At 34.1% G+C, this 26,792-nt stretch carries 23 protein-coding genes, 1 pseudogene and 1 riboswitch; of the genes and pseudogenes, 14 read left to right on the forward strand and 10 right to left on the reverse strand.

The genetic code is table 11. The features are described from left to right. Positions 1–17: 17 nt before the first annotated feature. The 3 genes from AB1279_RS07595 (at position 18) to AB1279_RS07605 (ending at position 3,478) form a co-directional block, all read left to right on the forward strand. Complete coding sequence (locus AB1279_RS07595; RefSeq protein WP_429754064.1) at positions 18–1,319, forward strand: carbohydrate ABC transporter permease; 1,302 nt, start codon at positions 18–20, stop codon at positions 1,317–1,319. Beyond that, entirely contained in the window at positions 1,320–2,162 is an 843-nt protein-coding gene (gene malD, locus AB1279_RS07600) for a maltosaccharide ABC transporter permease MalD (protein WP_429754065.1), read from the forward strand. Positions 2,163–2,452: 290 nt separating this feature from the next. Continuing rightward, positions 2,453–3,478 carry a LacI family DNA-binding transcriptional regulator gene (locus AB1279_RS07605; RefSeq protein WP_336481427.1) on the forward strand — a complete coding sequence of 342 codons (1,026 nt, stop codon included), beginning with the start codon at positions 2,453–2,455 and terminating at the stop codon, positions 3,476–3,478. Between the two features lie 155 nt (positions 3,479–3,633). On the opposite strand, the gene AB1279_RS07610 is transcribed toward AB1279_RS07605, so the two are convergent. Both AB1279_RS07610 and AB1279_RS07615 read right to left on the reverse strand, forming a co-directional pair. Continuing rightward, positions 3,634–4,791 (reverse strand): aminotransferase A, encoded by a 1,158-nt coding sequence (locus AB1279_RS07610; RefSeq protein ID WP_429758328.1) that lies wholly within the window; start codon positions 4,789–4,791, stop codon positions 3,634–3,636. A 108-nt stretch (positions 4,792–4,899) separates the two neighbouring features. After that, the gene (locus tag AB1279_RS07615; RefSeq protein ID WP_098305747.1) at positions 4,900–5,100 is read right to left on the reverse strand and encodes a hypothetical protein; all 201 of its coding nucleotides are present in this window, start codon (positions 5,098–5,100) and stop codon (positions 4,900–4,902) included. A 215-nt stretch (positions 5,101–5,315) separates the two neighbouring features. Between AB1279_RS07615 and AB1279_RS07620 the strand changes: the two genes are divergently transcribed. After that, on the forward strand, positions 5,316–6,602 hold the full coding sequence (locus AB1279_RS07620) for an ATP-binding protein (RefSeq protein WP_429754068.1): 1,287 nt from the start codon (positions 5,316–5,318) through the stop codon (positions 6,600–6,602). Positions 6,603–6,625: 23 nt separating this feature from the next. Here AB1279_RS07620 and AB1279_RS07625 read toward each other — a convergent pair whose 3' ends face one another. Continuing rightward, complete coding sequence (locus tag AB1279_RS07625; RefSeq protein WP_429758329.1) at positions 6,626–7,384, reverse strand: DUF3967 domain-containing protein; 759 nt, start codon at positions 7,382–7,384, stop codon at positions 6,626–6,628. 237 nt (positions 7,385–7,621) lie between these two features. Here AB1279_RS07625 and AB1279_RS07630 point away from each other — a divergent pair, with 237 nt between their 5' ends. Together AB1279_RS07630 and comJ are read left to right on the forward strand one after the other, a co-directional pair. Next, entirely contained in the window at positions 7,622–8,056 is a 435-nt protein-coding gene (locus tag AB1279_RS07630; RefSeq protein ID WP_429758330.1) for a NucA/NucB deoxyribonuclease domain-containing protein, read from the forward strand. Positions 8,057–8,098: 42 nt separating this feature from the next. Further along, positions 8,099–8,476: pseudogene (gene comJ / locus AB1279_RS07635) on the forward strand (competence protein ComJ); the annotation flags it as partial. A gap of 195 nt (positions 8,477–8,671) precedes the next feature. On the opposite strand, the gene metE reads toward comJ, so the two are convergent. From metE to AB1279_RS07655, 4 genes are all read right to left on the reverse strand, one after another. Continuing rightward, positions 8,672–10,963: a 5-methyltetrahydropteroyltriglutamate--homocysteine S-methyltransferase gene (gene metE / locus AB1279_RS07640; protein WP_429758331.1), complete on the reverse strand. Its 2,292-nt coding sequence runs from the start codon at positions 10,961–10,963 to the stop codon at positions 8,672–8,674. Between the two features lie 129 nt (positions 10,964–11,092). Next, a riboswitch (cobalamin riboswitch) is annotated at positions 11,093–11,281 on the reverse strand. Positions 11,282–11,395: 114 nt separating this feature from the next. Continuing rightward, entirely contained in the window at positions 11,396–11,671 is a 276-nt protein-coding gene (locus tag AB1279_RS07645) for a hypothetical protein (RefSeq protein ID WP_429758332.1), read from the reverse strand. Positions 11,672–11,862: 191 nt separating this feature from the next. Beyond that, on the reverse strand, positions 11,863–12,423 hold the full coding sequence (locus AB1279_RS07650; protein WP_429758333.1) for a PadR family transcriptional regulator: 561 nt from the start codon (positions 12,421–12,423) through the stop codon (positions 11,863–11,865). Positions 12,424–12,498: 75 nt separating this feature from the next. Further along, positions 12,499–14,034 (reverse strand): MDR family MFS transporter, encoded by a 1,536-nt coding sequence (locus tag AB1279_RS07655; RefSeq protein WP_429758334.1) that lies wholly within the window; start codon positions 14,032–14,034, stop codon positions 12,499–12,501. Between the two features lie 640 nt (positions 14,035–14,674). Between AB1279_RS07655 and AB1279_RS07660 the strand changes: the two genes are divergently transcribed. The 3 genes from AB1279_RS07660 to AB1279_RS07670 all read left to right on the forward strand — a co-directional run bounded on the left by AB1279_RS07660 (position 14,675) and on the right by AB1279_RS07670 (position 17,502). Then, the gene (locus AB1279_RS07660) at positions 14,675–15,196 is read left to right on the forward strand and encodes a hypothetical protein (RefSeq protein ID WP_429758335.1); all 522 of its coding nucleotides are present in this window, start codon (positions 14,675–14,677) and stop codon (positions 15,194–15,196) included. Between the two features lie 810 nt (positions 15,197–16,006). Then, the gene (locus AB1279_RS07665; RefSeq protein ID WP_429754077.1) at positions 16,007–16,825 is read left to right on the forward strand and encodes a peptidoglycan-N-acetylglucosamine deacetylase; all 819 of its coding nucleotides are present in this window, start codon (positions 16,007–16,009) and stop codon (positions 16,823–16,825) included. 56 nt (positions 16,826–16,881) lie between these two features. Beyond that, positions 16,882–17,502, forward strand: coding sequence for a YkyA family protein (locus tag AB1279_RS07670; protein WP_429754447.1), 621 nt, complete (start codon positions 16,882–16,884; stop codon positions 17,500–17,502). Between the two features lie 31 nt (positions 17,503–17,533). Here AB1279_RS07670 and AB1279_RS07675 read toward each other — a convergent pair whose 3' ends face one another. Next, on the reverse strand, positions 17,534–17,992 hold the full coding sequence (locus AB1279_RS07675) for a YkyB family protein (RefSeq protein ID WP_336481413.1): 459 nt from the start codon (positions 17,990–17,992) through the stop codon (positions 17,534–17,536). A gap of 282 nt (positions 17,993–18,274) precedes the next feature. On the opposite strand from AB1279_RS07675, the gene AB1279_RS07680 reads away from it, so the two are divergent. Further along, entirely contained in the window at positions 18,275–19,813 is a 1,539-nt protein-coding gene (locus tag AB1279_RS07680; protein WP_429758336.1) for an exopolyphosphatase, read from the forward strand. 110 nt (positions 19,814–19,923) lie between these two features. Further along, complete coding sequence (locus AB1279_RS07685) at positions 19,924–22,032, forward strand: RNA degradosome polyphosphate kinase (RefSeq protein WP_429758337.1); 2,109 nt, start codon at positions 19,924–19,926, stop codon at positions 22,030–22,032. Positions 22,033–22,426: 394 nt separating this feature from the next. On the opposite strand, the gene AB1279_RS07690 is transcribed toward AB1279_RS07685, so the two are convergent. Together AB1279_RS07690 and AB1279_RS07695 are read right to left on the reverse strand one after the other, a co-directional pair. Further along, positions 22,427–22,633 carry a hypothetical protein gene (locus AB1279_RS07690; protein ID WP_429758338.1) on the reverse strand — a complete coding sequence of 69 codons (207 nt, stop codon included), beginning with the start codon at positions 22,631–22,633 and terminating at the stop codon, positions 22,427–22,429. Between the two features lie 107 nt (positions 22,634–22,740). Next, positions 22,741–23,607, reverse strand: coding sequence for a metallophosphoesterase (locus AB1279_RS07695; protein ID WP_429758339.1), 867 nt, complete (start codon positions 23,605–23,607; stop codon positions 22,741–22,743). A 220-nt stretch (positions 23,608–23,827) separates the two neighbouring features. Between AB1279_RS07695 and fadH the strand changes: the two genes are divergently transcribed. From fadH to AB1279_RS07710, 3 genes are all read left to right on the forward strand, one after another. Continuing rightward, positions 23,828–24,592: a 2,4-dienoyl-CoA reductase gene (fadH, locus tag AB1279_RS07700; protein ID WP_098305717.1), complete on the forward strand. Its 765-nt coding sequence runs from the start codon at positions 23,828–23,830 to the stop codon at positions 24,590–24,592. A gap of 223 nt (positions 24,593–24,815) precedes the next feature. After that, complete coding sequence (locus AB1279_RS07705; protein ID WP_429754082.1) at positions 24,816–26,033, forward strand: EAL-associated domain-containing protein; 1,218 nt, start codon at positions 24,816–24,818, stop codon at positions 26,031–26,033. Positions 26,034–26,217: 184 nt separating this feature from the next. Beyond that, a complete protein-coding gene (locus AB1279_RS07710; protein WP_429754083.1) occupies positions 26,218–26,709 on the forward strand; it encodes a DUF3993 domain-containing protein in 492 nt (163 codons plus the stop codon). Positions 26,710–26,792: the final 83 nt, after the last annotated feature.

Here is a 26,792-nt window from a genome sequence, read left to right on the forward strand (position 1 = left end):
AAAAAGGGGGAAGAACTATGCAAACATCCTTTGAACCAACACATGCAGTAAACGGTTCAAAACACCGAAAAACAGCGGCAGCGTTGTCTATTATTCCAGGTATTGGTCAACTGTACAATAAACAATATGTAAAAGGTATTATTTTTCTAGTATTAACTTGTTCCTTTTTTGTAGCATTTGCTGATTTGTTAAATATCGGGTTATGGGGAATCGTAACGCTCGGTACAGAAGTTCCTCGTGATCACTCTATTTTTCTATTAGTAAAAGGTATTTTAGCGCTTATCGTTATTGCGTTTGGACTAGGTGTATATACCTTTAATTTATATGATGCGTATCAAAACGGGAAAAAGCGTGATGTAGGAATACCACTGAACTCTGTGAAAGAGCAATATCATCATTTATTAGATCAAGGTTTTCCATATTTGATGGTTTCACCAGGTTTTCTTCTATTAATTTTTGTTGTTGTACTTCCAATTATTTTCGTCCTATTAATTGGATTTACCAATTATGATTTATATCATTCTCCTCCTGCAAAACTTGTAGAGTGGGTTGGGTTTAAAAACTTTGTTGATATTTTTACATTGCCAATGTGGCGAGACACATTTGTAAGTGTATTTTCTTGGACTGTGATTTGGACCTTTGTGGCAACGACATTACAAGTTGCACTTGGTATTTTCTTAGCCATTTTAGTTAATCAACCAAGTATTAAAGGAAAAGCAGTAATTCGTACAATTTTCATTTTACCTTGGGCTGTTCCGGCGTTTGTATCTATTCTCGTATTTGCTGGTATGTTTAACGAATCATTTGGAGCAATTAATAATCAAGTGTTAGCTCTATTTGGAATTGAAAACATTGCTTGGATGACAGATCCATTTTGGTCGAAAATCGCTTTAATTTTTATTCAAACATGGCTCGGATTTCCCTTTATTTTTGCGATGACGACAGGTATACTGCAATCGATTCCAGGTGAATTGTATGAAGCTGCTACGGTAGACGGTGCGACAGCTTGGCAACAATTTCGTAAAATTACATTGCCGCTCGTTTTATATGCGACTGCTCCTATTTTAATTACACAATACACATTCAACTTTAATAATTTCAGTATTATTTATCTGTTTAATGGTGGTGGTCCAGCTGTAGCGGGACAAAATGCAGGTGGAACGGATATTTTAATTTCCTGGATTTATAAGTTAACGATGACATCAGCTCAATATGGAAAAGCAGCAGCATTAACGATGATATTATCGGTAATCGTTATTTCAGTTGCTTTATGGCAATTTAAAAGAACAAAATCATTCCAAGAAGAGGATATGATGTAAATGAATATAAAACGACAGAAGATGTTACGCCTTTCATTAAGTTATTTCGTAATTTTCATGATGTGTGTTATTATTTTCTATCCATTATTATGGATTATAGGCTCCTCGTTTAACCCAGGAGATAGTTTGTCGGGATCAAGTATAATTCCTAAAAATGCAACGCTGGATCATTACAGAAAACTATTGGACCTTTCACAAAGTAACTATGTACTTTGGTATAAAAATACATTGAAAGTTAGTATTTTGACAATGATTTTCTCTGTATTGTCAATTAGTTTTACAGCATATGCGTTTTCGAGATATCGTTTTGTCGGGAGAAAGAATGGGTTACTAACCTTTTTAATTCTTCAAATGGTTCCAAACTTTTCAGCATTAATTGCATTGTATATATTAGCACAGCTGACAGGATTAATTGATACACATCTAGCATTGATTTTAATTTATGTTGGCGGTGCAATTCCAATGAATACGTGGCTCATGAAAGGGTACTTTGATACAATTCCAAAAGAATTAGACGAGTCAGCCCGTATGGATGGGGCAGGGCATTTTCGGATTTTTTGGCAAATTATTATGCCTTTGGCAAAACCAATTATTGCGGTTGTAGCATTATTTACTTTTATCGGCCCATTTACTGATTTTATTTTAGCGAGTATTATATTACGCACACCAGAAAATTATACGTTAGCTGTTGGGCTATATGAAATGGTAGCGAAAAAATTCGGTAATGAATTTACAACATTTGCGGCAGGATCGGTATTAATTGCGATACCAATTTCAATTTTATTTTTATCTTTGCAAAAATACTTTATTTCTGGTTTAACAGCTGGGGGAACGAAGGGGTAAATGGGACATTATGTTCCATTTATCTTTTTTTAATAGGAATATCGATTTAGATAACATAAGAACAGGGTAATTTTTAAAAAAATAGTATATAGTATAGGAAAATAAGGTTCTATCCCTTACAATACATGAAGAGGGAGAATATAGATATAGATTTACATTAATAGAAATTTTTATGAATGGAATAAAGTGAAACTTTCATCAGTGAGGGTCTTACTGTCGCCAATAACGGGATAAAAATAAAGGTAACTTGTATAAATTATGTAGATAAAAAAGAGAGGAGGAACAAATTTATGACAGTTACAATTAAAGACGTGGCAAAAAAAGCAAATGTTGCTCCTTCTACGGTTTCGCGTGTAATTGCTGATAATCCGAGCATTAGTGAGAAAACAAAACGACGCGTTCGTAAAGTAATGGCTGAATTAGGATATCATCCGAATTTAAATGCGAGAAGCCTTGCGAATCAAACAACAAAAACGATTGGACTTGTTATGCCAAGCTCTGCGAGTAAAGCGTTTCAAAATCCATTTTTCCCAGAAGTTATTCGAGGAATTAGTTCATTTGCACATGGAGAAGAATATTCATTGTATATGTCAACGGGAGAAACGGAGGAAGAAATTTTTAATGGTGTTGTGAAAATGGTGCAAGGCAGGCAAATCGGTGGCATTATTCTTTTATATTCCCGTATGAATGACCGTATTTTAGAATATTTACACAGGCAAAATTTTCCGTTTGTTCTCATTGGGAAACCATATGAACGAAAAGAAGAGATTACATATATTGATAATGATAACTATGTAGCCGCACGAGAAGTAACGGAATATTTAATTTCACTTGGACATAAAAGAATTGCTTTTATCGGTGGTGATTCGGATTTACTTGTTACGAAAGATCGTCTCGCTGGAATGGCAGATGCATTAAAACTAGCTGATATATCTTTGCCAGCTGAGTATGTTTTAAATCTTGGATTTTTACGAGAAAGTGGTCAAAAAGCAGTAGAAGAACTTATGACACTTGATGCGCAGCCAACAGCTATTATTGCAACGGATGATTTAATTGGATTAGGTGTATTAAGTGCTTTATCAGAAAAGGGAATTTCTGTGCCGGAAGATATTTCTATTGTTAGCTTTAATAACGTATTATTGTCTGAAATAGCAAATCCACCATTAACAACAGTCGATGTAAATATTTATCAGCTAGGTTATGAAGCAGCGAAATATTTAGTTGATAAAATCGAACATTGTGAAACTTCACCGAAGTGTATTATTATCCCACATAAATTGGTGAAACGCCAAACATGTAATGAAATATTGAAATAGAATCTAAGATGGACCAATCCATTTCATTCAATATGTAGTGACATTAGTTGGCTGGATAACAGTTGGATTATTTGGTTTTTTATCATAAGAGATGGTTGGAAAGAGAAGAAAAGATAGTATAAATGCAAAAAAACTAAGGGGAAAGGATATTCCTCTTAGTTTTTTTGTTGTATAAACGTTTCTAAACGGTCACAGCCTTCTTTCAGCATTTCCATACTATAAGCATAAGAAATACGAATGTATCCTTCACCGTACTCAGAAAATGCTGAGCCTGGAACAACTGCAAGTTTAACTTCTTTCACAAGCTCCATTGCGAAATCAAAAGAAGAGGAGTTTAGATTACCGATATAAGGAAATAAATAAAACGCTCCTGTTGGCTTTTCAACAGTTAATCCCATTTGTACAAGACGGTTGTATACATAATCACGACGCTTTTTGTATTGATGACGCATCATACGGGGTGCATCCTTTGCTGCCGTTAATGCTTCAATTGCTGCATACTGAGCAATTGAGGTTGCACATGTAACGTTGTATTGATGGACTTTTAAAATTTGACTAGCTAAAAAGTTTGGTGCAAATAAAAAACCAATACGCCACCCTGTCATAGAATGAGATTTTGATAAACCATTAATTACAATCGTTTTATTTCGCATTTCTGGGAAATTTGCAATAGATATATGTTTATTCTCGTATACAAGTTCGCTGTAAATTTCGTCGGAAAGAACAAAAATGTTCTTATCCTTTAATACTGTAACAATCTCTTTGAGTTCTTCTTCTGATAACGTTACACCAGTTGGATTTGATGGATATGGTAATACGATGCAACGGGTTTTGTTTGTAATTGCTTTTTCGAGTGCTTTTGCTGTTAAGCGGAATCCTGTGTCACGGACGTCTACAAAAACAGGTTTTGCACCGCATAGACGAATAATAGGTTCATAACCCGGATAGACAGGAGCTGGTAAGATTACTTCAGTTCCTTCTTCCAATATCGTACGAAAGGCGATATCGATTGCTTCACTTGCCCCGATCGTTACAATTGTTTCATCTTCCGGGGAATATACTAAATCGTAGCGTTCTTTTAAAAAATCACAAGCAGCTTGTCGAAGCTGTAATAGACCCGCATTATGCGTATAACTTGTAAAGTTTTCTGTAATAGCACGCTTAGCAGCTTCTTTCACTAAAGAAGGAGTTGGGAAATCAGGTTGTCCAATAGTTAATGAAATAAGGTCATCATAATTTTGAATCATGTTAGAGAATTGGCGGATTCCGGAAATTTGAATATCCTTTACACGAGGGTTAATAAATTGTTCCATTTTGTCTCCCTTTCTTCCGTTGCAAAATTTCTTTTTATTGTATCATATTTATCATACAATCGCTTTGAAAAGCTATAAATAAAAAAGATCGCCAAGGCGACCTTTTGTTTAATACCCGTATTCCCAATCGATTTCGTCTTCACTCCAAAGGACGGAAGAAACTTTTCCTAGATGTATTACTGAGTTGTTTATAGAGCATGCACAATTGTTTGTACCTGTTTGCTCTTGTAATTTCTTATACACCGATTTCTCAACGTTTTCTAGTACAACAAGATTTTCCTCGTTTAAGACGAGCGCAGTTCCTGTCATTTTATTTTCCTCCAATCGATTTCTTAACCTGTATTTATTGTATCTTGTGCAAGGACAATTTGATACATAGTTTACAATCATTTTGAAAAGTTGTAACATTTGTGAATTAATTTCCACAAATTGTTTACAGTAATATTAAGAATAGTCTAAAAAATAAAACAAATTTGTCAATAAAATGGTATAATCATATCAAAATGAATATAGGGGATGAGGGGATGGTACTTATCCATGATTTAATGATTCAAGTCGCTATCATCATTTTGCCGTTATTCTTGTATGAAGCAATTCGTTTAAATCGCTATCAAAGCATGCTTCAAAAGCGCAATCGCTATTTTATTGTATTATTATCAACAACTACGCTTATCCTTTCGATGACATATCCGGTTTGTGCTTGGGAAACCTGCAATTATGATTTTCACCAAATTCCAATAATTAGTGCATTTTTGTATGGTGGCTCAGTTGGTATGATTCCAGCTGCGATGGCTATTTTATATGATGGATTTCTGCATGGTTTAAACTGGTTGTGGCTACTGGAAATTATTTGTATCTCTATAATCCCTTTTTTATTATCTAAAAAGTGGAGTGCATTTCCAAGAAATAAAAAAATTATTTTATCTTTTATGTTGGTATCTTTTTATACACTCATTTCTTTAGGGGTTAAAATAGTTAGTTTGTTGTTAGAGAAAGGCTTTACGCCAATGGTATCTTATTTGTATAGTGAATACATATTTGCCTCTTTTATTATGATTATGACGATGACATTCCAAGTGTATTTAACAGAGTATTTATATGAAAATGCAATGTTACGAACTGAAATGCAAAAGTCTGAGAAATTAAATATTGTCAGCGAGTTAGCAGCAAGCGTGGCCCATGAAGTTCGTAATCCACTTACAGTTGTGCGTGGATTTATTCAATTGTTAGAAAGTACAGAAGATGTTAAGAATAAAGAATACATGCGCCTTGTTTTGGCCGAATTAGACCGGGCGGAACAAATTATTTCAGACTATTTAAATTTAGCTCGGCCGCAAATTGATAAGAAAGAACATATTTGTTTATCTGCACAGCTTATTGAAATGACGACGTTAATGTCTTCCTTTGCTGCAATGCGAGGTGTATATTTACAGGTTGAAATTGCAGAGAATTTATATACGATAGGTGACAAAACAAAATTAAAACAAGCGATTATGAATGTTGTAAAAAATGGCATTGAAGCAATTCAAGAAAATAAAGGGTATTTAAAAGTGACTGCATTGCAAGAGGATGAATCTATTGTTATTCGTGTTAAAGACAGTGGTGTTGGAATGACAAAAGAGCAACTAGAGAGACTTGGACAACCATACTATTCATTGAAAGAAAAGGGAACAGGACTGGGATTAATGGTTACATTTAGTATCCTACAAGCTCACAATGGTACACTTGTATATAAAAGTGAAATTGGAAAAGGAACAGCAGCGATTATTACCTTACCGGCTGTGTTGCAAAACATAGTATATAAAGAATAAAAGTTACCGAGGTACGGTAACTTTTATTTATTTACTTCTCCTGTTTTTTCAGATTTAAATCGAATGAATAAACTTTTAAATGATTTAAATAAACTTTGCTCTTGTGAAGCAGCAACTAATCGTTTTGTTTCTTGAATTTCTCGAATGACTTGCATAAGTTGAGCATCCCGATTGTTTTCCTTATTATAAACTTGATTCATAAGTTTGTTCATTTTTTCTTCTTGTTTGGATTCGCGTTTATACATATGATTCATGAGTAAATTCATTTTTTCTTTTTGCAACGCATCAGTTTCTGCTGCGTGATCTACAAGATTTTGTAACATTTCCTCTTGCTTTGATTCTTTTACATATACTTGGTGCATTAATTCGTTTAGCTTTTCATCTTTTAAACGATTCTGCGTAATGAGGGTAGAATTTTGATGAATAATTGCTTCGTTTAATTGAGCAAGCATATCTAACTTGTGCATAAATTCTTCGAACTTTTGGTCTTTCTCTTTTAATTGTAGGTCTGTATTTTCCTCTACAATAGCAGGGGAAGCTGGTGGAGATTCCTTTTCTTTTAGTATAAATGCAATCGTTTCCATAATGTCTTCTTCCAATGCAGCGGCTCGCTCGTGAATCAGTTTTAGTAGTCGTAAATCATCCATTTTATACGTGCGAGATTCAGCAGTTTTATCAATTAAATAGCCATGTTGTTCTAAAAGTTGGCTATATTTACGAACCATATTTTTGGGAATTCCCGTTTTATTTGTGACATCTTTCGTTTTATATGTTCCGCTCATGACATTTCCTCCCTAAAAAGTATCATGTATACCAATTCCATTTCTTGTTTTGGACTTCCTTTGAAAAAAAATGTCGTAAGGTTGAAAGTTTTCTACATGTTTAGTGGAAAGTTGCATAAAATGGCATGTTATTGATGGAAAAGAAGATAGGAATATAGAATAATGTCTGAAAACATAGGAATATGAAGTTTGTTATAATGAAAGAGAAAGAGGAAGAAAATGGAGGATGTAAGCTGGATGAAACAAGTAAAAGGCGTTTTGATTACAATAATTGCAATTCTGTCCTTATTAATTGGGGTATACAAAGTTCTGATAACGCCAGCATCAGAAAACAAGAAAGAGGTAGCGTACGACCGCATTCTTGAGTTTCCGAAAGAACGATATCCGGAAACAGGGAAACATATTGCAAACGCAATACAGGAAGGGCATTCTAACATTTGTACCATTGATCGAAATGGTGCTGCAGATAGAAGGAAACAATCGCTAGCTCCATACCCGCCAAAGAAGGGCTATGACCGTGATGAATGGCCGATGGCGATGTGTAAAGAAGGTGGAAAAGGAGCGCACATTGAATATATTAATCCCGCAGATAATCGAGGTGCTGGCTCGTGGGTTGGTAATAAATTAGATCAATATCCAGATGGAACACGGGTGAAATTTGTTGTGAAATAATATATTGCTTCGCATCACTTAATAGAAAAAGGAGTGAAAAGAGTGGAGTTAACAATTTCTTATGCACAATTGATAGTAATGAATCAAGATAGGACATCTCCGTATGTAGATTGGACGGATACAGATTTTGAAAGAGGCTATGCTAGGGCAGAAGGAACGATTATATTTGAAGCCTTATCTGATTATACGTGTGAAGTAAGGGTATTTACTCAGAAATTTGTAGAAAAGAAAGAAGCAATACGAACAGTATCAGTTCCGTTTACAGTGTTACAAGAAGGAGTGTTTATAAGCAGTGTGCTAGCAAATCGACTTCATTTTCTTGTTCCGTCAGGAAAGTATATAGTGACTATGCAAGCAATTCTCTTAGAAGAACCTTCAGAAGATGACTTGTATAAAGTAAGATATGAATTGTTTTTTGAAGAAACTAGTCATTACATTAGTAAAGTGGCTTTTCAAGGGCGCAAGTATATTGTTAATGATGAATGCAGGATAAACCTTTCGTTGTTTTGTTAAGTATTATAGCGTTCTTTGAACCAATCGCGCTCTTACTACCCACAATTAGCAGGATGAAATTAGAAAACTACTGTCTCTTGGACAGTAGTTTTCTAATTTTTATTATCGTGCATTTGCTTGTAAAAGCTGGCGAGCTTTTACAGCTGCCTTTACCATATGTTCTAATGCAGGAATAACTTCTTCTGTTTTTCGTGTTTTTAAGCCGCAATCTGGATTAATCCAGAAATATGTTGGATCGCACACCTTTAATGATTGTTCTACAATTGTATACATTTCATCTATACTTGGAATGCGTGGACTATGAATGTCATATACACCAAGTCCAATCCCCTTTTCATACGGATGTTCTTTTAATGTATCAATAAACTCCCCGTGGCTTCTTGATGTTTCAATAGAGATAACATCTGCATCAAGCTGACGGATCGCTTCCACAATATCTTCAAAGTTACAATAACACATATGCGTATGAATTTGTGTTTCGTTTTCCACTGAAGAAGTAGAAAGGCGGAATGCTTGAACAGCCCATGTTAAATATGTGTCCCAATCTTTCTCTTTTAACGGCAGTCCTTCACGCAGTGCAGGTTCATCAACTTGAATAACATGAATACCAGATGATTCAAGTAATTTAATTTCATGTCGAAGTGCCAGTGCAATTTGGTAAGCAACTTCCTTTCTTGGAATATCGTTACGAACGAAAGACCAATTTAAAATAGTGACAGGACCAGTTAGCATACCTTTGACAACTTTATTAGTACAACTTTGTGCAAATACTGTTTCTTTTACTGTCATACCATTAATAAACGCAACGTCACCATAAATAACAGGAGGTTTCACACAGCGAGAACCGTACGATTGCACCCATCCATTTTTTGTAAAGGAGAAACCAGCAAGTTTTTCGCCGAAATATTCTACCATATCTGTTCGCTCAAATTCGCCATGAACGAGAACATCAAGACCAATTTCTTCTTGATATTGAATCCATTTTTTTGTTTCTTCTTCAATAAATTGTTCGTACTGTTCATTTGAGATGTCACCACTACGCCATTGTTTTCTAGTTTGACGAACTTCTTGTGTTTGCGGAAAGCTACCAATTGTTGTCGTTGGAAGTAATGGTAAATTCAGCGCTTTTTGCTGTAAGTTGTAGCGATCTTTAAATGAAAGAGGACGAGAAAAGTCTTCTTCTTGTAATGCTGATAATGTAGATTGTACATCTTTACGATTACGAACTGCAGAAGTCTGAATTGCTTCGTGAGCATTTCGATATGTTTGTAATTCATTAGAAGTATTTTCTATTCCATGAACGAGAGCTTTTTGTAAAATAGTAAGTTCTTCTAATTTTTGATTTGCAAAAGCAAGCACATCGTATAATTCGTTTTCAAGGTGTGTTTCAATCGTCTTGTCAACAGGGGTATGAAGTAAACTACAAGACGGCTGTATAATCCATTCTTTTGGTTGTATAGTTTCTTGTAATGTATTGAAAAGAGAAAGGGTTTCATCCAGGTTAGCTCTCCAAATGTTACGACCATCTATACAGCCAACACCTAATACTTTATCAGATGGGAAGCCATGTTGTAGTAGGGCGCGCAAATTACCTTCTTTACCGTGTACAAAATCAAGTCCGATACCAGTAACTGGGAATGAAATAATCTCTTCATAGTTTTCTTCTATACTATCAAAATATGTTTGCAGCATAATAGATATATTTGGAACAGCATTACGAATCGTTTCATATAATTCTTTCGCTATACCAATTTCTTGTTTTGACAAGGATGTAAAGATTGGTTCATCAATTTGAACCCAACGTACGCCAGCATCTTGTAGTTCTTGTAGCAATTGAATGTATGGCTGTATTAATTTTTGTAAAATGTTTGAGAAGTTTTCTTTTTTATAACCCTTTGCTAAGCTTAAAAATGTATACGGTCCTAATATAACTGGTTTACCATCAACGCCAAGTTCTTGTTTTGCTTCTTCATATAAACGAAGTGGACGATTGTCTTTAAGAGAAATATGTAAGCCTTTCTCATATTCTGGAACAATATAATGATAATTTGTATTAAACCATTTCGTCATTTCAGAAGCAACGTGATCTTTTGAACCGCGTGCCATACCAAAGTATACGTCAAGCTCTGATGTATACTTTGAAAAACGAGATGGAATAAATCCAAACATACATGCTGTATCAAGGACATGATCATAATATGTAAAATCACCAATTGGGATAAGATCGATTCCCTTTTCTTGTTGTGTTTTTACATGTTGAAGGCGAATCTCTTTCATTTGTTTTACAAATTGTTGTTCATCCACTTTGTTTGCCCAAAAGGCTTCTAAAGCTTTTTTCCATTCGCGATGTAATCCAATTCGCGGATATCCTAAGTTACTTGTTTGAATTGTCATTTTGATTTCCTCCCCTAAATATAAGTAAGCATTTCCGTTTACTCGGAAATGCATTTAACGAAAAGTAGACATAGAAGCAGAAAATGCTCCTCTTTCGTTAAAAACACTTCCTCATCATCCGTGAGTCTATCAGTGCCGTTAAAATAGGCAGGTCTCCTGGCTCATGCATCAGCGATTTCTATCACCTTCCCGTTTTCACAGTGGTATATCGAAAGAAATCTTTGCACTTACAGTGGCGGGACCGCGTTGGATTTTCACCAAACTTCCCTTTTAAACACGAAATGAACTTTTTCGTGTACCTATCTCCTTTTGGAAAGGAATGTAACTAGCGGATATGATATTGAAACACATTCTAACATAATATTTTTAATTTTGTCTACTATTTTGAAATATGAATCTTTTTAGATTTTTCAGAATACTTATTTAGTTTTATTAACATGAAAAATTTTCTAAATGCCACCACCAATGTGATGATGGGTATGTATGGGAAAGGTTATAGTAGTAAGACTGTATACGTTTATATATATCGTGAGCATGATGAAAGAGTAAGCGGTCATAGGAGAGTAGTTCTAGTTGTTCATTTGGATGCAATGTATAAGATTGAAATGCAATTTCACTGCGAAGAATTAGGATGTATAAGAGCTGTTTTTGTAAATTGGAATGGTAGTATATAGAGAATCCATATTGTTTAATTAAATTATTCTTCATAAGATGTCACCTCCTTTATTTCCGCTATACGCGGGCAGTAAGACCCCCACTAATGGAAGTTTCACTTTATATATTCGTATTGTAATGAAAAAGGGAAGAGGTTACAAAAAAGAAAAAAGGAAAAAAACGCTTAAGAAAATCCATTTTTATGAATACAAAAAACAGTCACTCCTTGGTGACTGTTTCGATGTTTAATTATCTAATTCTGTATGGATTTCTGAAAGTTTTCCTTCTAGTGCGTCTTTATACAGTTGTTTCAGCCAACGAAATTCAACAGAAGCATGATCAATAACATTTTCCAAAATATAAAGCTGTGTACGAGGAATGCTAGTTTTATTATTTATATATATGTTTTGCATCGTTGCTATAAATGTCTGTGTTTCTTCAATTTTCTTTTTAAGAATCGGAACAATGCGTTGATTGTCACTGAAATGACTAAAGGAAAGACCCGCGTAGATTGGTTTATATATATGATTTTTTGCTTGAATTTGCTCGAGTACAAGAGTATGAAAGAGTTCTTTTCCTTTTTCTGTAATATGATAAATTGTTTTATCAGGACGGTTTGTATCACGTACGATATGTGTAACAGCGATAGCGTCCTGTTTTTCTAGTTGCTCGAAGGCATAATATAACGACCCTTTTGCATATTTAATATAACAATTCATTTGCCTTTCTTTCATAATGTGCTGCACTTCGTAAGGGTGTTTCTCTCCTTCGAGAAGTAAACCAAGAATGACTAATTTCATGCTCATCTTGCTTCAACTCCAATAACATCAAACTACTACAGTTAATATAACCTCCTCTCTATTCAGAAGAGGAGGCTCGTATTAACTAACTTGTTTTTGTTTCTTATTTGTTGGTACAATTAGTCGCTCTTTTCCCATTAATAAGATGCATATAATACTAAGTGCTGCAGGAATAAGCGCCCATAAAAATGTGTCAGCGATAGAAGTTGCTAGTGCCTCTTTAATGCCATGTAAAATTTGTGGTGGTATTTTTTCAGTCGCATTTGGAGATAATAAGAAACTTGTATCGCCGCCTTTTGGAGCCATCTTTGCTAGTTCTGGCGGGAAAACAGATTTTAGTTTATCTGTAAATGCATGATTTTGAATCGTACCAAAAATTGTTACACCAAGTGTCATACCAAGTGAACGGAAGAAAGAGTTTGTGGATGTCGCCGAACCTCGTTCTCTCATATTTAAATTATGAATAGAAGCCATACTTAAGACAGAGAAGGAAAACCCGACGCCAAATCCAGCTAAAATCATAAAGACTGTAACCATTGTACGTGACGTATCGACTGTTAACGTACTTAATAAATACATACCAAGAATAAAGAAAAGACCAGAGATCATCATAATGTTACGGTAACTTGTACGCGTTGATAACTGTCCACCTATTTGGCTTCCAATAACAGACCCGACCATCATCGGTGTTAAAATTAATCCAGCATTTGCTGCGGATCCACCAAGAACACCTTGGATGAAAATAGGAATGTACATTGTACAGATAATAAATGTTGCACCGTATAAGAAGGCAACGCCTTGACTTGCGGCAAATAAACGTTTTTTGAATAAATGGAAAGAAATAATTGGTTCTTCCACTTTTCGTTCAATAAAGAAAAAGATAATAAGCATAATAGCAAACGTAGCAAATAAGCTCACAATTACGCTTGAATCCCAAGCATACTGTTTACCTCCGAGTTCTAAAGCAAACATGAGACAAACAATACCAATAATTAAAGTAACAGCGCCTGCCCAATCAATTTTTTGCTTACTATATTGTAAAGATTCTTTATAGTATTTTGTAATTAAAAAGAGCGAGATAATCCCTAATGGAATATTAATATAAAATACCCAGTGCCAGCTGATATAGTCAGTAATATAAGCACCTAGAAGCGGTCCAAACACACTTGACGTTCCAAAAACAGCTCCAAATAATCCTGTCATTTTACCTCGTTTTTCTGCTGGGAAAATATCATACATAATGGTAAATGCGATTGGCATAAGAGCACCGCCGCCAATTCCTTGAATTGCACGGTATACACTTAATTGTTCAATGCTAGATGCAGTGCCGCAAAGTATTGACCCAACTAAAAATAGAAGTAATCCTCCTATGTAAAAACGTTTACGTCCGTACATATCTGATAGTTTTCCGAAGATAGGCATTCCGGCCATTGTAGCTACCATATAGGCAGAAGTGACCCATACAAATTTATCAAAACCGCCTAAATCACCTACAATGGTAGGCATTGCAGTAGCAACAATTGTGTTATCCATTGCTGCTAGTAGGATTCCCAGTAACAATCCTGTTACAACAAACTTTGTATTACTTGCTTGCTTTTGAGTTATTTGTTCCTCCAAGCATAACCCTCCTTTGTATATCAACAATAAATTATATTATAGTCAAATTTGACTAAATGACAAATAATTTTTTTTCGGCAAAATTATTTTGTCGTACATATGTATCTTTTAGTCAAAGAATATAAACATATTTCCTGATTAAATAATATACATACAACTTATTTAGGCGGTATATATGTGAAAAATATGCTATTGGTTACTTAATTTATAAAAAATGTAGAAATGAAGAAATATAAAATGTCCTAAACAAAACATATTATTGAAAATGATTCATAATATAGGAAGTGACAAAAGGAAATGGTACGTACTTATAAGAATTAGAGAGAGCAGGAAACTGTCTATGTATCGTCGTAAAATATAGAGGGAATTGAAAAAATAATAAATATATAAAGTGAAGGTTTTATCAGTAGGAAAGTTTTTCATATGCCACTTATGGTTAGTATAAGATAAAAGAATACATGGGACCTTATCAGCAAAGCTGTACATAATGTACAGCTTTTTTAGAATGATTTTTTCTTTCGCTTATCGAATACTATATAAAGTAAAGGATAGAAAAGGTTAAGTTTTTGTCGAAGGCCGCGAAGAAAAAAGTAGGGAGTGTGAAATTTATATATTTAATATTAGAGTGGGGTGAATTTGTATGGTGAAATATTGGGGGGAGTTAGAAAATCGTGAAAAGTTTTCTTTGTGTATACAACCTTCTTTATGGTCAGGAAGTAATGATAAGGATTTAGCTTATAAGCAATATACTCCTCATATAGAAGTAACGCTTACGGTGTGTAATATGGAACAACAGTCTTCGTTTTCAGACACTATTTATTATGAACTGCAAGATATAATTGCAATTCAAATTGAAGTGGATAATAAAGGGGAAGAGGCTGTTTCTCGTATATGCGTAAGTCATATGATTAGAGATCAATTATCGTATATACCAAATACATTAACGTCCAATAATGGAGAATACGAATTTCTTTTTCAACTTGTTCGCTGGCGTATTGATAACTTATCGCCCAAAGAAAAAGCATGTTTAGTATTGCAAGTAAAAGCTGAGCGAAACAATATATCACTTTCTTTACCTTTTCGTGCTACGTATACATTCCAACATAACCAACAAATGTATGGGCCATTGCAAACAAAACAGGCCCTGCTGATAAAACGATAAAAACGAATTATGGAATAGAGGACTATAAAAACGAATTTATTTTAAGTAATTGAATATCGTCTTATATGAGTACAAATAAAAAAGAAGGAAATTATCCATATGCAATAGATAATTTCTTTCTTTTTTGTTGAAATAAACTTTTTAAATGTCATCTCACATTAACGGGCAGTAAGACCCACACCTCAAGAATGAGAGGAACTAAAGATTAGTATTTTAGAACCAAACCTAGAGCGAATGGTTCTAAAAGTAGAACAAACATTGGTGCAGACAGTTCGAAAAAGAGAGGTTATAACATGCTGGAAAGAAAATAAATATATAATGATTGCAGCAGATAAGGGGCACGAACAATCAACATTAATGAATCGAATTACTAAAAAATTTAACAAAAATATTGCAAGATAATATTGTATACATCACATTTATATTTGGTGGAGCAACATATCCAATAGGGGGAGAATCATTTGAAGTGCTATTAGAGCTAGCACAAATGCGATTATATCAAAATAGAGTCATGTAACAACTGAAATTACAACATTATTATTTCGATACATTTTTTTCATTTTTGTTACAATATATTGTGTGTTTTGTAACAAATCCCTTTAAAAATATGGTTAATCATCATATAATTAACGATGGATGTGTCAGTACATTTTGCACAATGATTTCTCATTAAAAGTGTAGAGCAGGAAAAATCTCTACACTTTTCCTTTTGAAGACAATTGGAGAATAATCGGAAAATATTGCATCGATTCCTTTGTACTGTGTAAAATGAAACAAGTAGAGATAGAAAGATAGAAAGGGAATGATAGAATGATAGACGTTACGAACCGCCGCTCTACAGTAATTAAGCGGTTGGTTATTGTTGTTATTGCAATCTGTGCTGTAGCAGCAGGGTTTTTTATGTTTCAATCAATTACTTCTCCTGCAAAAGCGGTTGCGAATCAAAAAAATTCCGTTCAGTTTGCAAGTGAACAGCCAAAGGTAGAAATGAAAAAAGTAGCGCCCGAAAAATATAACGGTCAAGTACGTAAAGTAGTATATTTAACATTTGATGATGGACCAAGTGAATTTCAAAAAGAAATTTTAGATATTTTAAAGAAAAATGATATAAAAGGAACATTCTTTATGATTGGTGGGAATATTCCAGCCTATAAAGAGAGTGTGAAGCGCTTAGTAAAAGAGGGGCATTATCCAGGTGTTCATAGTATGACACATAATTATACAAAACTGTATAAAGAAGGTAAGTTTGTTGAAGAAATGAAACAAGCACAAGATATTATGAAAGAGGTAACAGGCATTCACCCAAACCTTGTTCGCTGTCCATATGGAAGTATGCCTGGACTTACTCAAGCGCTGCGCGATCAAATGGCATCTGCTGGTATGAAAGAATGGGATTGGACTGTTGATTCATTAGACTGGAAATTACCGGGGAATCCAAACGGAGTTATCCAAAATGTTGTCTCACACGTTAATACAGAACGAGAAGTTGTTTTAATGCATGAGAAAAAGCAAACAGTGCAAGCTTTACAAACAATCATTGATGATCTTCGTAAAAAAGGGTATGAATTCGAAGTATACGATGAAGCAGATCATTTTCCATTAAATTTCTGGCATGATAATCGCATATAAAATAGGAGGAATTGAAGTTGAAATATAAAAAGGTAGCACTAGTAGCAGTTATATCAATGAGTTTACTTGCAGGTTGCTTCGGACCTAAACCAGAAGAAGAACTATACGTGGCATTTGAGAATGCTGCAAAACAAGAAAAAACAATGTTTGAAGATGCGAAAACATTGGAAACATTAGAAAAGCAAGGACAAGAATTGTACAACCAGATTGTAAAGGACGGAAAAGATAGCAATCAAGTCGTAAAAGAGAAATTAGATCAAGCTATAAAAGTCGATGCAGATCGTGAAAAAGTATTAGATAAAGAGAAAGAAACGTTAGATAAAGCACAAAAAGAAGTAAAAGATGTTGATAAAAATATAAAGAAACTGGAAGATAAAAAACTACAAGAACAAGCAAAGAAAGTACAAGATGCGTATAAAGGCCGTTATGATGCTTTTAACAAAATGTATGATAGCTATAAAAAATCATTAAAATTAGAAAAAGAATTGTATACGATGCTGCAAGCACAAGATGAAAAATTAAAAGCGATTAGTGAGAAAGTAAAAGCTGTAAATCAATCTTATCAAGATATTGATTCTCCAAAAAATAAATTTAATGAATACACAAAACAATATAATCAAGAAAAATTGTCCTTTTATAAGCAAGCAAACATTAAAATAAAAGAAGATAAAAAATAAAGAAGCTTTGGCCAAAACGGCCAAAGCTTCTTTATTTTTTTGTGTAAGTACGACGATACCAAGGAATGGATTCGTTTAATTTTTTTTCTTGTTGAAATGCTTCTTCCCCAATATACTGCTGGAGCATTTTTTTAGCAGATGTTAAGGATAGATGTGTTTTTGGATTTCGATATGCACAATCAAGGCTACCGAGATGTGGAAGATTACGAAAATCATCTTTCGTAGGAGGAATGTGGAAGTAATAATTACCTGCTCGGACAAGAACGTCAGATTGTTGCTGGCTAAAGCGTGGGTTTTTGGAAAAGTGTAAACCTTCTTTCGTAGCTTGCTTTTCTGAAATTAATCGTTCTAAAGCTGTCTTTTTTAACCAATATAAATATTTCGGATTTGTAGCTGATTTTGCATGTCGGTTGACACTGAAAATTGCTTCAGCAAGTTGATGGACCGAAAATTGATTGTAGGAACGAGACTGGGATTGTGAAGATTTCATCTTAGCACTCCTTTCCTGTTTACAGTATCATAATTTAATAAAAGCTAGCAATTCTTCTATATAGAAAGCTATTATATGTATTTTCAATATTAAAGCAATGTTGTGAATAAAAACAACTATTTTGTATAATAGTTATATCTTTCTTTGAAGTAAGGTAATACTTTATTTTATGTAGAGGAAAATATCTGGAAGAATCTCTTATTCATGAACTTAAGTGCTCTTACGCTATGTTGGACAGGCCTTTAAAACTTTAAATGATGATATAATGATACAGAGAAAAGGATGACGAGAGTGTTGAAACAACAATATGGGATTATTGATATTGGATCAAATACGATGAGATTAGTTATTTATGAAAAACAAAATGGTGGCTTTTACAAAGAAATTGAAAATACGAAGGTAGTTGCTCGCTTACGCAACTATTTAGTAGATGGTGTTCTAACTGAAGAAGGAATCCATGTATTGTTACATACTTTGCTGCAGTTTCAAGAAAGCACACGGTTTCACCAGTTACATAAAGTATTGTGCGTAGCAACCGCAACAGTTCGGCAAGCTAAAAATCAAATGGAAATTAAACGTCTTGTTGAAGAACACACTGATTTTCAGATTCGGGTATTGTCTGAGTATGAAGAAGCACGTTATGGATATATGGCGGTTATGAACTCCACCTCTTTCACAGAAGGAATTACTGTTGATATTGGAGGCGGAAGTACAGAAGTTACTTATTTCCAAAATCGAGAAATTATCGAATATTATAGTTTTCCGTTTGGAGCGTTATCATTAAAGCAACAATTCATTCGTGATGATACACCAACTTCAGAAGAACTTGAGGAATTAAGAAATTATTTATGGTATGAGTTTCAATCGCTTCCATGGCTCAAAGGTAAGAAATTACCGTTAATTGCAATTGGAGGTAGTGCACGGAATATGGTGAACATTCACCAGAATCTAATCTCTTATCCGATTTCTGGATTACATTTATATAAGATGAAGCCAGCTGATATTGAACATGTGCACGAACATTTATTAAGGCTTTCATTTACAGAACTGCAAAAGTTAGAGGGTCTTGCAAAAGATCGAGCTGATACCATTATTTCAGCGGTAGAAGTGTTTAGGATGTTAACAACTATTATAGAAGCACCATCTTTTGCGTTAAGTAGAAAAGGACTACGAGAAGGTGTTTTTTATGAAGAATTAACAAATTCACTTGGGATTACTTATTATCCCAATGTTGTGGAAGAAAGTTTACATTTACTTTCTTATGAATATGAGATGGATATGAATGTTGTGATGCAACTTATGAAAAATGCCATGACTATTTGCAAAGAATTAGGAAAAAAAGGGGTTATTTCCTTTACGCAAGAAGATTGGACTCTGCTTCATAGGGCAGCAAAAGTATTTAATATTGGAAAATATATTGATGAAGAGTCAAGCAGCCAGCATACGTTTTATTTGTTAGCAAATAAAACAATAGATGGCATGATGCATAAAGAAAGAATTAAATTAGCATTAATTGCTTCATATAAATCGAAATTGTTGTTTAAACAATGTATCGAACCATTTACAGATTGGTTTGAAAAAGATGAACAAAGAAAAATACGATTATTAGGGTCTATTTTACAATTTTCTGCAGCATTAAATGTGACAAATCGTAATCTTGTCGAATCCATTCATATTGTAAATAACGAAGATGCTCTTGCTTTTTATATTTGCTGTAAGCAATCAGCATTATCCGAAAAAGTACAGGCGGAAAAACAGAAAAAACAGCTGGAAAAAGCTTTAAAAGCAAACATTGAACTATATTTTCACGAAAAACGTTAATTTGTACGAACTTCTTTACAAAAAATTTACATTTCTTTCAAAGGATATTTGGTAAAATGAATATAATAAAATTATATTGATAAAGCTTTAGAGGGAAGTGTGATGGGGAGATGGAAACGGTGAAGAATAGTCTTATAAACTTCAATGATACGGCTTATTATAACAATCGTGAATTAAGTTGGCTTGCCTTTAATGAGCGAGTATTACAAGAAGCGCAAGGTGACTGTAATCCATTATTAGAGAGATTAAAGTTTATCAGTATTTTCAGCTCAAATTTAGATGAGTTTTTTATGGTGCGTGTTGCAGGATTGAAAGATCAGGTAAGAGCTGGATTTAATCAACCAGAAAATAAAGCTGGATTAACGCCGAAACAACAGTTGAAAAAGATTTCAACTAAGGCACATGAATTAATGAAAGTACAGTATGATACCTATCAAAATATTGTACTTCCTGCGTTGAAGGAAGAAGGAATAGAATTATTATCTTTTCACGATTTAACGAAAGAACAACGGGAATTTATTGAAGAATATTTTGATGAGCAGATTTTTCCAGTGTTAACACCTGTGGCAATTGATGCGTACCGACCGTTTCCAATGTTATTGAATAAAAGCTTAAATTTAGCTGCTATTTTATATGATGAAAGACAAACAGTAGAAGAAAATCGAACCAAGCTTGGCATCGTTCAAGTTCCATCATTATTAGAGCGCTTTATTTTTTTACCGAATGAAGATAATAGGCAAAAATTCATTTCTTTAGAAGATGTGATTAGTAACTTTACTCATAAATTATTTACGGGATATATGGTATCTGCTGTTACGCGTTTTCGCATTACACGTAATGCGGATTTGACTATCCATGAAGAAGGAGCACGTGATTTATTAAAAGTAATTGAGAAAGAATTAAAAAAACGAAAATGGGGCGCAGCGGTTCGTTTAGAGGTAGGAACAGATAACTTAGATGAACGAGTATTATCTTTATTATACGAAGCGTTAGAAGTAAAAGATGAAGATGTATATATGATTGATGGCCCACTTGATTTAACATGTTTATTTGCGCTTTATAAGAAGTTAGCATCTACATATGACAATTTAATCTATCCAGCACTTATTCCACAGCCACCTCAAGATTTAGGTGATGAAGAAGATGTGTTTGAAAAAGCTCTAGAACAAGATATCCTATTGCATCATCCATTTGAATCATTTCAACCTGTCATTGATTTTGTAGCAGATGCAGCAGAAGATCCTGATGTGTTAGCGATTAAACAAACGCTGTATCGTGTAAGTGGAGATTCCCCCGTTATTAAAGCTTTAAAAACAGCGGCAGAAAATGGGAAGCAAGTGACAGTACTTGTAGAGTTAAAGGCTCGTTTTGATGAAGAAAATAACGTTCACTGGGCAAAAGAATTAGAAAAAGCAGGTTGTCATGTGATTTATGGTGTTAGTCATTTGAAAACACATAGTAAGATTACGCTTGTTGTAAGACGAAAATATGGGAAGATTGAACGTTTTGTTCATTTAGGCACAGGTAATTATAATGACGCAACAGCGAAATTATATACTGATTTTGGATACATTACATCACGTAAAGATTTCGGTATTGATGCGACAAACTTTTTTAATTATTTAAGTGGGTATACCATGAAACCCCATTTTCATCAATTATCCGTTGCTCCGTTTGATATTCGTGAGCAATTTATTGAACTCATTGATGAAGAGATTCGTTATCATAAACAATATGGAAATGGTTATATTATTGCGAAAATGAATTCGTTAACAGATAAGCCGCTTATTCAAAAGCTATATGAAGCATCACAAGCTGGCGTGAAAGTTGACCTCATTGTAAGGGGAACTTGTTGTTTACGTCCCCAAATTCCAGGTGTAAGTGAAAATATTCGTGTCATTAGTGTAGTAGGCCGTTATTTAGAACATAGCCGCATTTACTATTTTCACCATAACGGAGAAGAAAAGTTATTTTTGTCGTCAGCCGACTGGATGACGCGCAATATGGAAAAACGTGTGGAAATTTCATTTCCGATTTTAGGGTTCGATATGAAAGCGCGAATTAAAGATATTTTACAACTCATTTTAGATGATAATGTAAAAGCGCGTGAACAAGATGAGTATGGAGAATATCATTATGTAGTAAATGATGATACGCAAGAAATGGAAAGTCAAATGAGACTCTTTCAAATGGCATATACACACACAGAGGAAGAATAAAGTGAAACTTCTTTCTGGGAGCATTTTTTTCCCAGAAGGTTAGTTGAACCAATCGGGCTTTTACGGGCAGTTATCCCCACGTCTCTTCTTCGCTTTTCTCTGCATCTTGAGGCGGGGGGTCTTACTGCCCGTTAATGCGGGATAAAGTGAAACCCCCAACAGTGGATGTTGAATTCTCTATTGATTAAAAGTTTTCACCAATTAGGCGCATATTAGCAATTAACTCTTACCTATCTTCTCGGATTTCTTACAATCTCGAGATAGGAGTTTTACTGTCTAAAAGTAGCGAAACAATAGATGTATATCCTTATATTTTTATATTTTGAAGCTGTTTATATAATATAGAGAAAAGGCCTCAATATGAGGCCTTTTTCCATAGTTGTTTCTATTTACATTAGTAAAAATACGGTGTTGGACAAGGAAAGCCGCCATAGCCATAGCAAGGATAATATGGTCTAGGGCCAAATGCCAATGCTCCGCCGATTAAACCTCCTGCAAGACCAGCTAAAAAAGGGAATCCGAAAAATGGTAGAAATCGTGAGTCTCCAATTGGAACAACTGGTGCTGAGCGGAACGGAATCGGCTGGTATTGTGGATACATGTTAAAACCTCCTTCATTGAACTCATTGTTATCATATGGAAAAGATAACATAGATGAGCGAGTACAAGAGAGAATGGTGCGGAAAATAGGCGAAATAAGTTCGGATATTATGTCGATTGTAATGTGAAGAGCGTAATTTCCGGTTTTGCTAAAAATCGAAATGGTACACGGGTTGTTCCAAGACCTCGATTAACATACAATAACAAGTCATAGTTTTGTTTGATATGATAAAAACCTTCAATATAATGTTTTGCAAATGTAGGGGTGATAATGGCGCCAAAGAAAGGGAGTTGTACTTGTCCACCATGACTATGTCCAGAGAGTAGTAAATTGACAGGGAAATTTGCAATATGCGGTGCGATATCAGGTTCATGCACGAGAGCAATTGTATACAGATTATTTTGTGCTTGTTGTAAGGTTCCGTGTATGTCAGGTTTTCCAAGCAAGATATCGTCAATACCAAAAATGGAAATTTCACTTCCATCTAATAGGTGGATACGTTTTTCAATATTTTGTAATATTTCAAAACCAGATTGCGTCATGATGTGATGATAGTAATCAGTCCCATATCCACCATGATCATGATTGCCGAAAATTGCAAATTTACCAAGCGGAGCAATGATATTTTGCAAAATTGATGCAACAAGTGGAGTATCTTCATATGTTTGATAATTATCGATTAAATCTCCAGTAAAAAACACGATATCAGGCTTTTTTTCATTTATTTTTGTTACTACCTTAGAAAGTTGTTGAAGCGAGTAGTAATATCCTAAATGTAAATCACTAAATTGAACCATTTTAACACCGTTAAATCCACGTGGGATAAGTGGAGAACGAATCGTATGATACGTAAAAGAGAGAAGGGATGGTTCAATATATTTTGCATAATAGTAACCCGTTCCGGCCGTTATACAAGTATATAATAGTGTGCGAATACCTTTTTTGATAAAGTTTCTTCTTGTTATATGATTCATGTTTATATGATTCATATTAATATGAGCGAGATGATAGGAAATAATCGTAGTAGAAAGGTGTGATTTGTTAGAATGAGTCGCTACTTATTTTCTCTCCTTTCATTGTTAACGATAGAATAGTATATTTTATTAAAATATATCAGAAAAATTAAAATTTATAAAGAATTCTGGTGAATAAAGTGATAAAATGAATATGTATTCATTTTTGGGAGGGGATATTGTGAAAGAAAAAGTAGTTGTAATTACAGGTGGTTCAAGTGGAATGGGCAAAGGAATGGCGACTCGTTTTGCCAAAGAGGGAGCGCGTGTTGTTATTACAGGACGCACAATAGAACGATTAGAAGAGGCAAAGAAAGAAATTGAACAATTTGAAGGACAAGTATTACCTGTACAAATGGATGTGCGTAATACTGAGGATATAAAAAGAATGATTGAAAAAATCGATGAAGAATTTGGACGCATCGATGTACTCGTAAATAATGCAGCGGGAAATTTTCTTTGTCCGGCTGAAGATTTATCGCCAAATGGTTGGAATGCTGTTATTAATATTGTGTTAAATGGTACATTTTATTGTAGTCAAGCAATCGGGAAGTATTGGATTGAAAAAGGGATAAAAGGAACAATTATTAATATGGTTGCAACTTACGCATGGGATGCAGGTCCTGGTGTTATTCATTCTGCATCAGCTAAAGCTGGTGTATTAGCGATGACAAGAACGCTTGCTGTTGAGTGGGGACGTAAATATGGCATTCGTGTTAATGCAATTGCTCCAGGGCCAATTGAGCGTACAGGTGGGGCTGACAAGCTATGGATATCTGAAGAAGCAGCAAAGCGAACATTGCAAAGTGTGCCGCTAGGAAGACTTGGAACACCAGAAGAAATTGCTGGTTTGGCTTTTTATTTATGCTCTGAAGAAGCTGCGTACATAAATGGGGCTTGCATCACAATGGATGGTGGCCAACATTTACATCAATATCCGTTTTAAGGGATGGGATATTTGTGACAAATTTGTGACATATAGAAATATGGCCTTTACAAGGAACTTGTTTATAGGGTATATTTAAGACCTCTTTTTTCTTCATAGTAGAATTGCTAATTCCCCTTAGCATTTTACCCCTCTAATCCCTTCAGGAAAACTGAAGGGATTTTTTTGTTATTTTTTCTACATAACGTGTTATAATTTTTGAAAAGTAAAAGGAGGGAGTACTATGGTAGATGCATTAGATGTGATGAGTAATTTGGATCAAGTCCTTCCTTATTATCAAGCTATTTTTAGTGCAGATGAACATACTGTAATTGGATATGAAGTAGTAGGACGCATACAAACAGAAGAAGGAATTCACAGTCTTGCTTCCTTCTTTCATGATGATTCGATTCCAGGTGAGTTTCAACTTGAAGTAGATAATATTATTTCAGGAAAAGCATTAGATCGATATTTAGAAACAGATCAATCATTTTTATTATTTTTGCATCGTAATGCAAATATACTGATGAGCGATGAAAGTGAAAGTTTACTACACTTATTATTAACGTATGAAAAGAAAGGATTACGTTTAAATCGTATCGTACTAGAAATAACAGAACATGACTTTAAAGAAGATATTGAACAATTTAATCATTTACTTATGTATTATCGTACATATGGGATTCAGGTTGCAATTAATAAAGTAGGAACAGGAACAAGTAACCTTGAAAGAATTAGTGTGCTAGCTCCTGATATTTTAAAAGTAGATTTAACAAATTTACGTCAAACGGCACTATTACAATCGTATCAGGATATTTTATATTCATTATCACTCCTAGCGAGACGTATTGGTGCAACATTATTGTATGAAGATATTGATGCGTTCTATCAGTTGCAATACGCTTGGAAAAATGGTGGGAGATACTATCAAGGGGATTACTTAAAAGAATTTTCTGAAAATTTGATCGATAAAGACATCTTGAAAGAGCGTCTTGGCAATGAGTGTCATCAATTTATTCAGCATGAAAAACGAAAATTGCAAAAAGTTTATAAACTGACTGAAACGCTTCGAGAATATGTTGGAAATGTATTAGCAAAACAAAGAAAAATAGAAGATTTTAATAAATGGCTAGTGAATTTTAGTCAACAAGTAACACATTGCAGCTTCCGTACCTATATTTGTAATGAAGATGGCTTTCAACAGTCAGGAAACGTCATGAAAAAAGACGGAGAATGGGTGTTAATGCCAGAATATTATATGAAGAATTGGAGTTGGCGTCCATACTTTTTAGAAAACATTATGAAACTGCGCTTTGAACAAAAAGGAAGATTGTCTGATTTATATGGGGATCTTGAAACGGGTGAATTGGTTCGAACATTCTCGTTTCCTATTGATGATGAGCATTATTTATTTATTGATTTGTCTTATGAATTTTTATATGAAGAAGATGTTTTATTATAATGTACGAAATATTTCGTGCATTTTTTTGTTTGTTTTTATCATAAATTGGTAATAGTGACAACTATGATAAGAATGATGTCTATCGTTGTAAAGATTTTACGAACGAAAGGTACGCTGTCATTATATAATCATTGCTACAATGAATACTAGAAGGACAAGCTCTTTTTACAAGGAGGGTGCGAGAATGAAAAAGTATGGGATTTGGATTGTGCTATTTCTTTTTGTTGCATTTGTAATTGGACAAAGTGTAACAACTGTTCTTGGAAAAGAAGAAACAAAATTTGATCAAAATGAAATATTTGAAACGATTCGAAAGGGATATGAAGCACAATTTTCTATTCGTGGTAAGCGACTGTCAATGGATAAAATGATTGATACATTATCTCCTTATTTCACAGAAAATTTCCTTCAAGTTTTTACGGATGAAAATAGTCAGGATGAAAAACGAAGTGCTCAATATTTATTGCCTACAAAAGAAGCGCCATTTACTTTTTCATCAAAAACAAAAATTGTATACAATCAAGAGTATAATTTGTTATATGTGTATGAACATAATATAACAAATGACCAATATCAAATTATCACACTGCAAAAAGATGGTGATAAATGGAAGTTAGCAGGGTATCACGAAAATAAACAGCTTTTATCTGAGATTAGACAATTTGAAAAAGAATAAAAAGGGACTTACTGCACGTAAAAGTCCGATTGGCGAGAGCTTTCCATGAGTGGGGGATGAAGAAAACCCCCACTCATGGAAGT

The sequence above is a fragment of the Bacillus sp. S14(2024) genome (genome assembly GCF_050473785.1).
In the GTDB taxonomy this organism is placed as follows: domain Bacteria; phylum Bacillota; class Bacilli; order Bacillales; family Bacillaceae_G; genus Bacillus_A; species Bacillus_A yunxiaonensis.